This is a genomic window from Streptomyces sp. CA-249302, assembly GCF_050936785.1.
GTDB lineage: Bacteria > Actinomycetota > Actinomycetes > Streptomycetales > Streptomycetaceae > Streptomyces.
Genome location: NZ_JBNJMG010000001.1, coordinates 1,979,369 through 1,993,113, shown reverse-complemented (window position 1 = coordinate 1,993,113; position 13,745 = coordinate 1,979,369). Strand labels below are relative to the sequence as shown.

The following is a 13,745-nucleotide window of genomic DNA, read 5'->3' as shown; positions in this document are numbered from 1 at the left end:
CCTGGTGACGCGGGCACCTCTCGGTGTTTGACGGACCGGGTTCCGGATAATGATCGTCCTGTTGTCAGTGGGGCCCGGTACGCTCGAAAGCACGATGACAGAGGACCTCTCACCGGCCGAGCGGTACGCGGCTGCCCGCAGTCGCGCTGCCGAGCAGGCCACCGCGCTCGCCCCCTTCCGCGAGATGTACGACTTCGGCCTCGACCCCTTCCAGATCGAGGCCTGCAAGGCGCTCGAGTCGGGCAAGGGGGTGCTGGTCGCCGCGCCCACCGGCTCGGGCAAGACGATCGTGGGCGAGTTCGCCGTCCACCTCGCCCTTCAGCAGGGCAAGAAGTGCTTCTACACGACACCCATCAAGGCGTTGTCGAACCAGAAGTACGCAGACCTGTGCCGCCGTTACGGCGCGGACAAGGTCGGCCTGCTGACCGGCGACAACAGCGTCAACTCCGAGGCGCCGGTGGTCGTGATGACCACCGAGGTGCTCAGGAACATGCTGTACGCCGGTTCCCAGACCCTCCTCGGCCTCGGGTACGTGGTCATGGACGAGGTGCACTACCTCTCCGACCGCTTCCGGGGCGCCGTATGGGAAGAGGTGATCATCCACCTCCCCGAGTCGGTGACCCTGGTGTCCCTGTCGGCCACCGTGTCCAACGCCGAGGAGTTCGGCGACTGGCTGGACACCGTGCGCGGCGACACCGAGGTGATCGTCTCCGAGCACCGCCCCGTGCCGCTGTTCCAGCACGTGCTCGCCGGGCGGCGGATGTACGACCTCTTCGAGGAGGGCGAGGGCAGCAAGAAGGCCGTCAACCCCGATCTCACGCGGCTGGCCCGCATGGAGGCCCAGCGGCCGTCGTACCAGGACCGCAGACGCGGCCGGGCGATGCGCGAGGCCGACCGGGAGCGGGAGCGCAGACAGCGCTCGCGCGTGTGGACGCCGGGCCGCCCCGAGGTCATCGAGCGGCTCGACGCCGAGGGCCTGCTGCCCGCCATCACGTTCATCTTCAGCCGCGCCGCCTGCGAGGCGGCCGTACAGCAGTGTCTGTACGCCGGTCTGCGGCTCAACGACGACGAGGCGCGGGGGAAGGTGCGCGCCCTGGTCGAGGAGCGCACGGCGTCGATCCCGACCGAGGACCTGCACGTCCTCGGGTACTACGAGTGGCTGGAGGGCCTGGAGCGCGGTATCGCGGCCCATCACGCGGGCATGCTGCCGACGTTCAAGGAGGTCGTCGAGGAGCTGTTCGTACGCGGCCTGGTGAAGGCCGTGTTCGCGACGGAGACGCTCGCGCTGGGCATCAACATGCCCGCCCGTTCGGTGGTGTTGGAGAAGCTCGTCAAGTGGAACGGCGAGCAGCACGCCGACATCACGCCCGGCGAGTACACCCAGTTGACGGGGCGAGCCGGCCGACGGGGCATCGATGTCGAGGGTCACGCCGTGGTGCTGTGGCAGCGCGGGATCAGCCCGGAGCACCTGGCCGGGCTCGCGGGCACGCGCACGTACCCGCTGCGCTCCAGCTTCAAGCCGTCGTACAACATGGCGGTCAACCTCGTCGAGCAGTTCGGGCGGCACCGCTCGCGCGAGCTGCTGGAGACGTCCTTCGCGCAGTTCCAGGCGGACAAGTCGGTCGTCGGGATCTCTCGGCAGGTGCAGCGCAACGAGGAGGGTCTCGAGGGCTACAAGGAGTCCATGACCTGCCACCTCGGCGACTTCGAGGAGTACGCGCGGCTGCGGCGGGAGCTCAAGGACCGGGAGACCGAGCTGGCCCGGCAGGGGGCCGTCGAGCGGCGGGCCGAGGCCGCGGTCGCGCTGGAGAAGCTCAAGCCGGGTGACGTCATCCATGTGCCGACCGGGAAGTACGCGGGGCTGGCGCTGGTGCTGGATCCGGGGCTGCCGGCGGGGCGGTCCAACGGCCATCGCGGGTTCGAACACCACGACGGGCCGCGGCCGTTGGTGCTGACCGCCGAGCGGCAGGTGAAGCGGCTGGCGTCGATGGACTTCCCGGTGCCGGTCGAGGCGCTGGAGCGGATGCGGATTCCGAAGTCGTTCAACCCGCGGTCGCCGCAGTCCCGTCGGGACCTCGCGTCCGCGCTGCGGACCAAGGCGGGGCACATTCCGCCGGAGCGGGCGCGCAAGAAGCGGGCGCAGGCCGCCGACGACCGGGAGATCGCGCGGTTGCGTACGGCGATCCGGGCGCATGCCTGTCATGGGTGCAACGACCGTGAGGACCATGCGCGGTGGGCCGAGCGGTATCACCGGCTGCTGCGGGACACCTCGCAGTTGGAGCGGCGGATCGAAGGGCGCACGAACACGATCGCGCGGACCTTTGACCGCATTGTCGCCCTGTTGACCGAGCTCGACTATCTGCGGGGCGACGAGGTCACCGAGCACGGGAAGCGGCTGGCCCGGTTGTACGGCGAGCTCGATCTGCTGGCCAGCGAGTGTCTGCGGGCCGGGGTCTGGGAAGGGCTCGGTCCCGCCGAGCTCGCGGCTTGTGTCTCGGCCTTGGTGTACGAGGCGCGGGTCGGGGACGACGCGATGGCGCCGAAGCTGCCTTCCGGCAAGGCCAAGGCCGCGCTGGGGGAGATGGTGCGCATCTGGGGCCGGCTGGACGGGCTGGAGGAGGAGTTCCGGATCACGCAGTCCGAGGGCGTCGGGCAGCGGGAGCCGGATCTCGGGTTCGCCTGGGCGGCCTATATGTGGGCTTCCGGGAAGGGGCTCGACGAGGTGCTGCGGGAGGCGGAGATGCCTGCGGGGGACTTCGTGCGGTGGTGCAAGCAGGTGATCGACGTGCTGGGGCAGATCTCGGCTGCGGCTCCTGTCTCCGGGCAGGAGTCGACTGTGGCGAAGGCCGCGCGTAAGGCGGTCGATCTGTTGTTGCGGGGGGTTGTGGCCTACTCGTCGGTGGGGTGACGGGGGTGGTGGCGGGTGCGGGTTGACTGTGGCTGGTCGCGCCCACGCGGCGGAGCCGCACAATGTCCCGCCCCGCGCCCCTGAAAGCACCTCAGTCCCCGCGCCTCAAATAGTGCCGCCAGCCGGAGTACCGGGTGATGTCCGTGGCGTCCCCCAGCGCGCTCGGTTCGCACAGGAAGCCCGGGACCCGGCTGCCGTCCGCAAGTTCGACGCTGCCCAAGGCCATCGGGCGGGGAAGCGACCCCAGCAGGCGGCCCAGTCCCTCTGCCGGCAGGCGCCAGATCTCCGTCTCGATCTCGGCTCCGCCTTCGCCTACGTACACGAGGCCAGGCTTGGGCGGTTGCGTTGCGAGTGCGTGCAGGCGGTAGACCGGGGCCGTCGTGGTCGTGCGGTCCAAGCGGGCGCCCAGGGACAGGAGTTGGGGGTTCAGGGGCTGTCCCGTCAGGTGGGCGCCCACCACCGCCACCCGCGTCTCCGGTCGGAGCAGGGCGGCGATTCTCGTCAACCGCTCGTCCGTGAACGCCGGGCCGATCAGCATCACGCCGAACGGGAGCGCGTTCACCTCGCCCGCCGGTACGGCTACCGCCGCCAGGTCGAAGAGATTCGTGGAGTTGGTGAAGCGGCCCAGGCGGGCGTTGGCGCCCAAGGGGTCGGCGGCCACCTCCGCGAGGGTCGGGTGGCCCGGCGTGGTGGGCAGCAACAGGGCGTCCGTGTCGGCGAGTTCGGCCAGAGCGCGGATGCGCAGGGCCGCCAGGCGGTCCATGTCGGCGTAGAGCCGGTGGGCCGGGATGTCTCGGGCTCGGGTGATGATGCCGGCGACCGTGGGGTCCAGGTCCTCGACATTGTCGGCGATCGCCTTGTCGACAAATGCACCCACCGCTGTGTACCGCTCGGCCACGAAGGCGCCCTCGTAGAGCATCGCGGCCGCCTCGGTGAAGGGCGTCAGGTCGAGGGTTCGGATTTCGGCCCCCGCCGACCTGAGTTGCTCGACCGCCGCCTCGTAGGCCTCGGCCCAGCCTTCGTCCAGTTCGCCCAGTTGGCCCGGCGCCGGGATGGCCACGCGCCATGGGCCGGCGGCGCGTTGGGGGAGCGGCGGGAGCTCGCGGGCCGATGGGGAGGCCATGAAGGACAATGCCTGTTCGGCCTCCGGGAGGGTGCGGGCGAAGACCGTCACGCAGTCGATGGAGGCGCAGGCCGGGACCACGCCCGTCGTCGGGACCAGGCCTCGGGTGGGCTTGAGGCCGACGATGCCGTTGAAGGCGGCCGGGACCCGTCCCGAGCCCGCCGTGTCCGTGCCCAGGGCGAGGTCGACGATGCCCAGGGCGACGGCCACCGCCGAGCCGGAGCTGGAGCCGCCGCTGATGCGGGTGGGGTCGTGGGCGCCCCGGACCGCGCCGTGCGGGGAGCGGGTGCCGACCAGCCCGGTGGCGAACTGGTCCAGGTTCGTCGTGCCGAGGACGATCGCGCCCGCCGCGCGGAGACGGGCGACCACCGGCGCGTCCGTCTCGGGTTCGTAGGCGTACGCCGGGCAGCCGGCGGTGGTCGGCAGGCCGGCCACGTCGATATTGCCCTTCGCCGCGAACAGACGGCCTGCGAGCGGGAGTCGCTCGCCCGATGCGACACGGTCGTCGATCGTGCGGGCCTCCGCCTCGACCTCCTCCTGGGCGCGCAGGTCGATCCAGATCTCCGGGCGGTCCACCGCCTCGATGCGGGCGTAGGCGGCGCGGACTCGGGTGACAGCGTTCATTTCCTGCTCCTCGGGATGTTCAGTGCGCCGCCGGGGCCAGGACGACCAGCGCCGTCCCCGCCTCCACCTGGTCGCCCGGCCTGGCCAGGATCTCCGTCACCACGCCGTCCACCGGCGCGTGCACCCTGGACTCCATCTTCATCGCCTCCAGGGCGAGGAGGGGTTGTCCGGCGGTCACCTCGTCGCCCGGCCCTACGTTCAACTGCCATACGGACGCGGCGAATTCGGCCTCGATCAGGCGGCCGCCGGGCGGGACCGTCACCTCGGCCGGGGGAGCCGCCGGTGCGGTGGCCGCCTCCGCCCTGGCGAACTCGCCCGCCGCTTCCCAGGCGTCCCGCTCGGCCGCGAAGGCCGTCTGTTGCCGGGTCCTGAACTCCCGTATCGAATCCGCGTGTTCGGAGAGGAAGCGCTGGTAGTCGGCGAGCGAGAAGGTGCCTTCCTCGATGCGTGGCACGAAGCGGCCGGAGGCGATGTCGGCCCGCAGGTCGAGGAGTTCGTCCGCGTCGACCGGGTACCACTTGATGCGGTCGAAGAAGTGGAGCAGCCAGGGGGAGCCGGGCTCGAAGGCGCCGCGCTGCTGCCATCCCGACCAGACCTGTGTCGTACGGCCGACGAACTGGTAGCCGCCGGGGCCCTCCATGCCGTAGATGCAGAGGTAGGCGCCGCCGATGCCGACCGAGTTCTCGGCGGTCCAGGTGCGGGCCGGGTTGTACTTCGTCGTCACCAGGCGGTGGCGCGGGTCGAGGGGGGTGGCGACGGGGGCGCCCAAGTAGACGTCTCCCAGGCCGAGTACGAGGTACTCGGCGTCGAAGACCGTGGCGTACACGTCGTTCACCGAGTCCAGGCCGTTGACCCGGCGGATGAACTCGATGTTCCAGGGGCACCAGGGGGCGTCGTCGCGGACGCCCGCCATGTAGCGGGCGATCGCCTCTCGGGTCGCCGGGTCGTCCCAGGAGAGGGGGAGGTGGACGGTGCGGGAGGGGACGACGAGTTCGTCGGTGGGTGGGAGCGCGGTCGCGATCTCCCTTACCAGGGTGAGGAGTTCGGGTTGGGGGAGGCGGGTCGGGTCCGTCTGGATCTGGAGGGAGCGGATGCCCGGTGTGAGGTCGGTGACGCCGTCCAGGTCGGCTTCCGTGACCGCTTCCATCAGGGCGTGGACGCGCATGCGCAGGGCCAGGTCCAGCTGCATGGGGCCGAATTCGACCAGCAGGTTGTCGTCGCCGCTGCGGCGGTACGTGACATCGCCGTCCCGGGCCAGCACGCCGCCGTCCATGATCTCGGGGCGGGGTGTGCCGTCGACCGTCACCGGTACGAACTTCACCGTGTCGCCCGGTCGCAGCTGGCCCAGCTTCCAGCGCTCGGTGCTCAACACCGTTGCGGGGCAGACGAATCCGCCGAGGGACGGGCCGTCGGGGCCGAGCAGCACCGGCATGTCGCCCGTGTAGTCGACGGCGCCGACGGAGTACGGGGTGTCGTGGATGTTGGACGGATGCAGGCCCGCCTCGCCGCCGTCGGTGCGGGCCCAGCGCGGCTTGGGGCCGACCAGGCGGACCCCGGTGCGGGCCGAGTTGAAGTGGACCTTCCAGTCGGCGGCGTAGAAGTCGCGGATGTCGTCCTCGGTGAAGAACTCCGGTGCGGCGTGCGGGCCTTCGACGGCGCCGATGTGCCAGGTCGAGGAGTAGGAGGGGTGGTCGGCGACCGGTGTTCCCTCGGTCAGGCCGCCTCCGTGCAGTACGTCTCCGGTGCGCAGCGCCCGGCCGCCGTGCCCGCCGAAGCGGCCGAGCGTGAAGGTGCTCGCGCTGCCGAGGAAGGCGGGTATGTCGAGGCCGCCCGCGAACAACACGTAGGTGCGCAGGCCGTGTTGGGCCGGTGCGCCGATCTCCAGTTGGCCGTCCGCGGGGACCGTCACCGGCTCCCACTGGGGGACCGCCGACCCGTTCACGGTCACGGTCGCGGGGGCACCCGTGACGCACACCGTCGTCGGGTGAGTGAACCTCAACGACGGTCCCTGGAGCGTGCATTCGAGGCCTGGGGCGCCTTCGCGGTTGCCGAGTGAGCGATTGCCCAGGCGGAAGGAGCGGTCGTCCATCGGGCCGCTCGGGGGGACGCCGACCTGCCAGTAGCCGGTGCGGCCCGGCCAGTCCTGGACGGTGCTGAGGGTGCCCGCGGAGACGACCTCGATGCGCGGGGTCGGGTCGGTGACGGTCGCCAGGGTCGCGGTCGAGTGGGTCGCCGCCGAGAAGCCGGGGTCCCTGAGGGCGGCCCGTACCAGCCCCAGGTTGGTCTCGATGCCGTCCACGCGGGTGCGGGAGAGGGCCTCGTCGAGCCGCTGCAGGGCGTGGGCGCGGTCGGTGCCGTACGCGATGATCTTCGCGAGCATCGGGTCGTACGACGTCGTCACCTCGGTGCCGGTCTCCACCCAGCCGTCGACGCGCACGCCCGGCGGGAACTCGACCCGCGTCAACAGGCCCGCGCTGGGCCGGTGTTCACGTGAGGGGTCCTCGGCGTAGAGGCGGGCCTCGACGGCGTGGCCGTGCGGTGCGTCCGGGTCGCACACGACCTCGCGCTCGCCGCGGGCCAGGCGCAGCATCCAGGCGACCAGGTCGACGCCGTAGACCTCCTCGGTGACCGGATGCTCCACCTGGAGGCGGGTGTTGACCTCCAGGAAGTAGGCCTCCTCGCGGGCGGCGTCGTACACGAACTCGACCGTCCCGGCGGAGCGGTAGCCGACCGAGGCGCACAAGTCGCGGGCGGAGGTGGCGAGTTGATCACGGATGAGAGAAGGGAGGCCGGGGGCCGGGGCCTCCTCCAGCACCTTCTGGTTGCGGCGTTGGAGCGAGCAGTCGCGGTCGCCGAAGGTGACGACCCTTCCCTCGCCGTCGCCGAAGACCTGGACCTCGACATGGCGGGCGTGCTCCACCAGGCGCTCCAGGAACACGCCGGCGGAGGAGAAGGAGGCGGCGGCGACGCGCTGCACTCGGTCCCAGGCATCGGTCAGTTCGTCGGCCGATCGGCATGCCGACATACCGATACCGCCACCGCCGCCGGTTGCCTTGAGCATCACCGGATAGCCGATCGCGGATGCCTGTGCGAGCGCCTCCTCCAAGGACGCCAGCAAGCCCGTGCCCGGCGCCAGCCGTACCCCCGCCGCCTCGGCCGCCGCCCGCGCGGTGTGTTTGGCGCCGAACAGCTCCAGCTGCTCGGGCGTCGGGCCGACGAAGACGATCCCGGCGTCCTCGCAGCGGCGCGCGAACGCGGCGTCCTCGGACAGGAAACCGTAGCCGGGGTGGATCGCCCCCGCGCCCGCGTCCTTGGCCGCCCTCAGCACCAGGTCGGCGTCGAGGTACGACTCCTTCGCGGGTGCCGGGCCGAGCCGGACCGCCTCGTCGGCGAGCCGGACGTGCGGGGCCGAGCGGTCGGGGTCGGAGTACACGGCGACCGTGCGCAGGCCGAGTTCGCGCGCCGTGCGGATGATCCGTACCGCGATCTCGCCCCGGTTGGCGATCAGCAGCTTGTCGAAGGTCATCCCGTGACTCCGGTGATCGTCATCTCCACCGCCGTCGGGTCGAAGCCGTTGCAGGGGTTGTTGATCTGGGGGCAGTTGGAGACCAGGACCAGCACGTCCCGCTCGGCGCGCAGGGTCAGCTTCAGGCCCGGCGCCGAGATGCCGTCGACGATGCCGAGGGTGCCGTCCTGCTCGACCGGTACGTTCATGTACCAGTTGATGTTGGAGACCAAGTCCCTTTTGCCGAGGCCGTACTTGGCGCCCTCGGCGAGGAAGTTGTCCACGCACGCGTGCTGCGACCAGGTGTGATGGCCGTAGCGGAGGGTGTTGGACTCTTTCGAGCAGGCGCCGCCCACTGTGTCGTGCCGGCCGACCTCGTCGTCGACGACGGTCATCAGCGGGGTGTGCTCGTTCGACATCAGCACGCTGCCCGTGGTGAGGAAGATGCCGCCTTGGGCGTGGATGGTGTCGGGGGCGCTGTAGCGGACCGACGTGTCGTGGGCGTCGTAGACGAGGAAGTCCACCGCCTGGTTGCCGTACAGGTCGGTGACGGTCAGCGTCTCGCCGCTGCGGACGACGGACGACCAGGCGGCGCGTGCCGCAACGACGGTCGTGCGCACGGTCGTTGGCGTGTTCGTGCTCATGCGAGCCCCCTCGCGGCGAGGAATTCGGCGGTGTTCAGGAAGGCACGGCGGCCCTCGGGGGTGGCCTCCCACAAGGGGTCGCCCGGTGCGGTCGGCGCGGCCCGCCAGGCCAGGACCTCCAGCGGGGCGCTGACGTAGTCGGGGCGCGGGTCGGCCGGGTGCGGCACGTTGGCGATCAGCACGGTCAGGTCCTGTTCGGCGCGGAGCGTGACGCTGCCGCCGGGGCCTGTCGAGCCGGTGAAGTCGAGGGAGCCGTCCTCGCGGACCGCCACGCCCTGGAAGAAGGAGAGGGACGGCGGCAGGTCGCGCGGCTCAAGGCCGTTCTTCGCGGCCGCCAGCTTGAACAGCTCGCGGCCGGCGGGGGAGCCGGACTGCGGGGTGCCGTCGCCGTACCGCTCGGTGTTGCGTACGAGGGTGGAGGTGCCGCACAGGGCGTCGTGCCGGCCGGAGGTGTCGTCGATGACGCTCGCCAGCACCCGGCCCTGGTCGGACAGCAGGAGCCGGTCCTCGCCGAGGTAGGCGTTCCACTGGACCTTGACCGTGTCGGCGACGTTCAGCCGCTCCCAGGGGCGGTCCGCCACGTACAGCAGCAGGTGTGCGCAGGCGTCGCCGCGCAGGTCGGTCAGGCGCAGCTCGGTGCCGCGGGCCAGGACCCGGTGCGTGTAGTTGCCGCCCGCGACGGTCTCGGCCCAGACCAGGTGGCCCGCCGCGCAGGGTGGGTCCGGCCAGTCCGCGGCCGGGATCACGGGCATGGCCTCGGCGCCGGTGCCCTCCTGGGCGCGGGCGTGGTCGCGGGCTCCGTACGTGGTCTCTGTCGCCATCGCGGGACCTCCGGGTGCGGGCTGCGGGGCAGGGCAGGTGGCTCTTATTTCTGTCGCTTGACAGAAATTAGGCGCGGGGCGCGTCACCGGCGTTGCCCGCACGTTGCCGGTCGGTTACCGACCCCTCACCGGGATCGGCCGCAGACCGCCGCTGACCTGCGTGTGCGAGGATCGAGGTCATGGGTACGACAGGTGGGCGCCGGGTCGGCCGACCGCGGGCCGCGCAGCGGCCGGACAGCGGGCTCGAGCCGCGCGACGAACTCCTGTCCGCCGCCGCCGAGTTGTTCACCACCCGCGGCTACGCGGCCACCACCACGCGGGCGGTCGCCGAGCGCGCGGGCATGCGGCAGGCCTCCATGTACCACTACGTCTCCGGCAAGGAGGAACTCCTCGCCGAGCTCCTGGAGTCCACGGTCACGCCCTCCCTGACGTACGCCCGTGAACTCCTCGCCGACGACACCGTCCCGGCCGAGGACCGGCTGTGGGAGCTGTGCCGCACCGACGTCGAGCTGTTGTGCGGCGGACCGCACAACCTCGGGGTGCTCTACCTGCTGCCCGAGGTGCGCGCCGAGCGGTTCGCCGGCTTCCACGCCGTGCGCGCCGAACTCAAGGACGCCTACCGGCAGTTGCTGGCCGCGACAGCCTCCGGCGGCGCACTCGCCAAGAGCGAGCTGGACCTGCGTACGGACCTGCTGTTCGGGTTGATCGAGGGCGTGATCCTCGTCCGCCGCTCCGACCCCGAGCGCCCGGTGTCGGTGTTCGCGGAGGCAACGGCGGACGCGGCCTTGCGCATCGCCGGCGCCTGAGACGCCCCCCGGGTCACGGGCGGAAGCCGGTCTTCACCCGTCACGGTGAGTGATATCCGTACATCCATACGCCGTGACGCATCGTGTTCGAGCGGGGGCGCAGCGTGTAAATGGAGAGAGCGTACTCGCTTCGCGCGCCCCGTTTCAGGCGCTTGCTGAATATGACACGGCGATGATCCGGTCGGACTAAGCTCGCCCGCAGCGCACCGAGTTGAGATGTATTCGTGCGCTTGTTCCCTATATGTGCGACTCCCAGCCGATTCGTTTCAGAGGGCCTACATGGTGAGTGTTCAATCCCCTCCCAGCCGGCGTGAACTTCCCTACGCGCGCGTGCTGTTGCTCCCCGCGATACTGATGGCCGCGGCGACCGGGGCCGCCGTCGCCGTGGTGACCGGCCAGGCCCGGGCCGCGGTCGGCTGGTGCGGCGCGGCCGCCACCCTCCTGGTGATCGTGACGGCCGCCGAGGCCGTACGACGTGGCCGCAGCCTGCGCACGCTGCGCGAGCAGAGCTCCCGTCACACTGCGTATCTGGAGCAGCGCCTCGCCGGGCACGAACAGCAGATGCTCCGCTTCGCACACGAGATCGCGCCGACCGCGATCTACTGGCTGCGGAAGGGAAATTCGCCCACAGAGGTGATTCGCCAACTCCCCAACGTCGATCCGAGCTACGCCGAACTGCCCGAGTCGCAGCTGCGGTTGCTCCGGGCGGTCCTCGACATCGTCGACAACGAGGAAGCGATGCGGGACTCGTCCCAGCGCTCCTTCGTCAGCATCGCCCGCCGGGTCCAGGCGATCGTGCACCAACAGGCCAAGGAACTCCGGGAGATGGAGGAGGACCACGGCCGCAACCCCGAGGTCTTCGACGACCTGCTGCGCATCGACCACGGCACCGCGCTGATCGGCCGCCTCGCCGACTCGATCTCCGTCCTCGGCGGTGGCCGCCCGGGCCGCCAGTGGCCGCAGCCCGTCCCGCTGTACAGCGTGCTGCGCGGCGCCATGTCCCGGATCCTGGAGTACCGGCGCATCTCGCTGGACAACATCGCCAAGGTCAACGTCCGCGGCATCTCCGTCGAGCCGGTCATCCACGCCTGCGCGGAACTCCTCGACAACGCCACCCGCTACTCGCCACCGCAGACCAAGGTGCACGTCACCGCCACCGAGGTGCAGACCGGCATCGCCATCGAGATCGAGGACGCCGGCGTCAGCCTCAGCGAGGAGGCCCGCACCAAGGTCGAGACCATGCTGGAGCAGGCCAAGGAGGGCGTCGACGTCCAGGAGCTCGGCGAGTCCCCGCGCCTCGGCCTCGCCGTCGTGGGCCGCCTCTGCAAGGCGTACGACATGCAGATCGCGCTGCGTGCCTCGGCGTACGGTGGAGTCCGTGCCGTGATCGTCGTGCCGCGCGCGATGCTGACCGAGGACGCGGCGCCCGGCCTCGCCCACGGTGTCGGCGCCACCTCGGCGCCCAAGCTCGACATCGGTATCGAGGGCCCCAAGCGGACCGTCAAGCGGCGCCGCCCCACCAGCCCGCGCATCCCCGCCGGCGTCTCCATGGAGGACGAGGTCCCCGTCGTCACCGAGTGGACGGCGGGCGGGCTGCCCCAGCGGCGCAGCCGGGTCAAGACCCCGCTCAGTGTGCGGCTCGCCGAACAGGCCGCCGCGGAGCAGGCCGAACGGGAGGCCCGGGAGTCCCGTCCCGCGTGGGCCGCGCCCGAACCGGAGCCGGAGCCCGAGGAGAAGGACGAGCCCGAACCCGGGCTCTGGGTCGAGGCGTTCTGGAACGGCCTGAAGGGCACCCCCGACCCGTTCGACATTTCCCAGCCGACCAACGAGCCGGCCCGCGTTGAGGCCGACGACGAGAGGGACCCCAAGTGATCCAGCAGCGAGCCAACTTCGACTGGATGCTCAAGGATCTCGCCGACGGAGTACCGGGCATCGAGATGATCGTGGTGCTCTCCGCCGACGGCCTGCGCATCGCTCGCTACGGAGGTGATCCCGACGCGGCCGACCGCGTCGCCGCGGCCTGCGCGGGCCTGCAGAGCCTGGCGGGCGCCGTCGCCCAGGAGATCCCGGACAGCGACGGCCGGATGAAGATGGTGCTCATCGAGATCAACGGCGGCTACTTCTACCTGATGGCCGCCGGCCCCAACGCCTACCTCGCGGTCCTGTCCGACGTGGTCGCCGAACCGGGCCTGATGAGCAACCGGATGCGCGACCTCGTCGTCCGCATCGGCGCCCACCTCACCAGTCCGCCCCGTCGCAACGGGCAGGCCGTATGACTCCTCCGCAACGCCGGCGGCGATATCCCAGGCAGGAACCGCCGCCACCCCCGCAACCCGCCAAACAAGGCGTCGAGAAGGCCCCGGAACGGCTGTACGTCGTCGCCGGACCGGACGGCGAGCGGGCCGACATCGACCTGGTCACGTTAATCGTGGCGTGCGCCGATCCGCCGTCCTCGGCCAGCCCGGAGCAGTCGGCGACACTCCGGCTCTGCACGGCGCCCCTCTCGGTGGCCGAGCTGTCGGCCTATCTGAACCTGCCGTTCAGTGTGGTGACCGTGCTGCTCACCGAGATGCTGACGGCCGAACTTGTGCAGGCGCGCGCCCCGATCGTCCGTCAGGCGCTCCCCGACCGTTCCCTCCTCGAAGCGGTGATGCATGGACTTCAAAGGCTCTGACACCATCCCCGGACCACGTTCGGAAGATCATCTCCCGCACACGGCACAGGCCGCGGTGAAGATCGTGATCGTGGGCGGCTTCGGAGTCGGCAAGACGACGATGGTCGGCTCGGTCAGCGAGATCAGGCCGCTGACCACCGAGGAGACCATGACGCAGGCCGGTATCGGCGTCGACGACAACTTCGGTTCCGACACCAAGACGGCCACCACCGTCGCCATGGACTTCGGCCGCATCAGCATCACCGACCAGCTGGTGCTCTACCTCTTCGGCACTCCCGGCCAGGAACGCTTCTGGTTCCTGTGGAACGGCCTGTTCGAGGGCGCCCTCGGCGCGGTCGTACTGATCGACACGCGGCGCCTCGAAGTCAGCTTCGACGTCATAGGGCGACTGGAGGAGCGCGGCGTGCCCTTCGTCGTCGCCGTCAACTCCTTCCCGGACGGCCCCCGTTACCCGGTCGCGGAACTGCGCACCGCGCTCGACCTCCCGGACGAGATCCCGATCATCGAGTGCGACGCCCGCCGCCGGGCCTCCAGCAAGGACGTCCTGATGACGCTGATGCGCTTCCTCCACTCCCTGGCGCTGGCGAAGGCGCCCGCGTAAGGCGCGCGCCGCGCGGCGCCCGCCTGCCCCTGACCCACG

10 protein-coding genes are annotated in these 13,745 nt (G+C 70.9%); 6 read left to right on the top strand and 4 right to left on the bottom strand.

Annotated elements, in window-relative coordinates; translation table 11 throughout:
• Positions 1-49 precede the first annotated feature (49 nt).
• Entirely contained in the window at positions 50-2,908 is a 2,859-nt protein-coding gene (locus ACQEWB_RS09005; protein ID WP_432828848.1) for a DEAD/DEAH box helicase, read from the top strand.
• 91 nt (positions 2,909-2,999) lie between these two features.
• On the opposite strand, the gene atzF is transcribed toward ACQEWB_RS09005, so the two are convergent.
• Genes atzF through ACQEWB_RS08985 form a run of 4 tightly spaced genes read right to left on the bottom strand, consistent with a single transcriptional unit; the run spans position 3,000 to position 9,625 of the window.
• Positions 3,000-4,655: an allophanate hydrolase gene (gene atzF / locus ACQEWB_RS09000; protein ID WP_432828846.1), complete on the bottom strand. Its 1,656-nt coding sequence runs from the start codon at positions 4,653-4,655 to the stop codon at positions 3,000-3,002.
• Positions 4,656-4,674: 19 nt separating this feature from the next.
• Positions 4,675-8,181 (bottom strand): 5-oxoprolinase/urea amidolyase family protein, encoded by a 3,507-nt coding sequence (locus ACQEWB_RS08995; RefSeq protein ID WP_432828844.1) that lies wholly within the window; start codon positions 8,179-8,181, stop codon positions 4,675-4,677.
• Positions 8,178-8,804 (bottom strand): urea amidolyase associated protein UAAP2, encoded by a 627-nt coding sequence (locus ACQEWB_RS08990; RefSeq protein ID WP_432828842.1) that lies wholly within the window; start codon positions 8,802-8,804, stop codon positions 8,178-8,180. Before ACQEWB_RS08990 ends, ACQEWB_RS08995 begins: the two co-directional genes overlap by 4 nt.
• Positions 8,801-9,625 (bottom strand): urea amidolyase associated protein UAAP1, encoded by an 825-nt coding sequence (locus ACQEWB_RS08985; RefSeq protein WP_432828840.1) that lies wholly within the window; start codon positions 9,623-9,625, stop codon positions 8,801-8,803. The genes ACQEWB_RS08990 and ACQEWB_RS08985 overlap by 4 nt, the downstream gene beginning before the upstream one ends.
• 179 nt (positions 9,626-9,804) lie before the next feature.
• Between ACQEWB_RS08985 and ACQEWB_RS08980 the strand changes: the two genes are divergently transcribed.
• From ACQEWB_RS08980 to ACQEWB_RS08960, 5 genes are all read left to right on the top strand, one after another.
• A complete protein-coding gene (locus ACQEWB_RS08980; RefSeq protein ID WP_432828838.1) occupies positions 9,805-10,431 on the top strand; it encodes a TetR/AcrR family transcriptional regulator in 627 nt (208 codons plus the stop codon).
• Positions 10,432-10,710: 279 nt separating this feature from the next.
• Entirely contained in the window at positions 10,711-12,303 is a 1,593-nt protein-coding gene (locus ACQEWB_RS08975; RefSeq protein WP_432828836.1) for a sensor histidine kinase, read from the top strand.
• Complete coding sequence (locus tag ACQEWB_RS08970) at positions 12,300-12,707, top strand: roadblock/LC7 domain-containing protein (protein WP_058926362.1); 408 nt, start codon at positions 12,300-12,302, stop codon at positions 12,705-12,707. Before ACQEWB_RS08975 ends, ACQEWB_RS08970 begins: the two co-directional genes overlap by 4 nt.
• The gene (locus ACQEWB_RS08965; protein ID WP_432828834.1) at positions 12,704-13,105 is read left to right on the top strand and encodes a DUF742 domain-containing protein; all 402 of its coding nucleotides are present in this window, start codon (positions 12,704-12,706) and stop codon (positions 13,103-13,105) included. The genes ACQEWB_RS08970 and ACQEWB_RS08965 overlap by 4 nt, the downstream gene beginning before the upstream one ends.
• A complete protein-coding gene (locus tag ACQEWB_RS08960) occupies positions 13,086-13,706 on the top strand; it encodes a GTP-binding protein (RefSeq protein ID WP_432828832.1) in 621 nt (206 codons plus the stop codon). Before ACQEWB_RS08965 ends, ACQEWB_RS08960 begins: the two co-directional genes overlap by 20 nt.
• Positions 13,707-13,745: the final 39 nt, after the last annotated feature.

Bases quoted from the DNA above. Each gene is read 5' to 3' on its own strand.
- ACQEWB_RS08985 (WP_432828840.1), bottom strand. From the start codon at position 9,625: ATGGCGACAGAGACCACGTACGGAGCCCGCGACCACGCCCGCGCCCAG.
- ACQEWB_RS08975 (WP_432828836.1), top strand. From the start codon at position 10,711: ATGGTGAGTGTTCAATCCCCTCCCAGCCGGCGTGAACTTCCCTACGCG.
- ACQEWB_RS08990 (WP_432828842.1), bottom strand. From the start codon at position 8,804: ATGAGCACGAACACGCCAACGACCGTGCGCACGACCGTCGTTGCGGCA.
- ACQEWB_RS08995 (WP_432828844.1), bottom strand. From the start codon at position 8,181: ATGACCTTCGACAAGCTGCTGATCGCCAACCGGGGCGAGATCGCGGTA.
- atzF (WP_432828846.1), bottom strand. From the start codon at position 4,655: ATGAACGCTGTCACCCGAGTCCGCGCCGCCTACGCCCGCATCGAGGCG.
- ACQEWB_RS09005 (WP_432828848.1), top strand. From the start codon at position 50: ATGATCGTCCTGTTGTCAGTGGGGCCCGGTACGCTCGAAAGCACGATG.
- ACQEWB_RS08980 (WP_432828838.1), top strand. From the start codon at position 9,805: ATGGGTACGACAGGTGGGCGCCGGGTCGGCCGACCGCGGGCCGCGCAG.
- ACQEWB_RS08960 (WP_432828832.1), top strand. From the start codon at position 13,086: ATGGACTTCAAAGGCTCTGACACCATCCCCGGACCACGTTCGGAAGAT.
- ACQEWB_RS08965 (WP_432828834.1), top strand. From the start codon at position 12,704: ATGACTCCTCCGCAACGCCGGCGGCGATATCCCAGGCAGGAACCGCCG.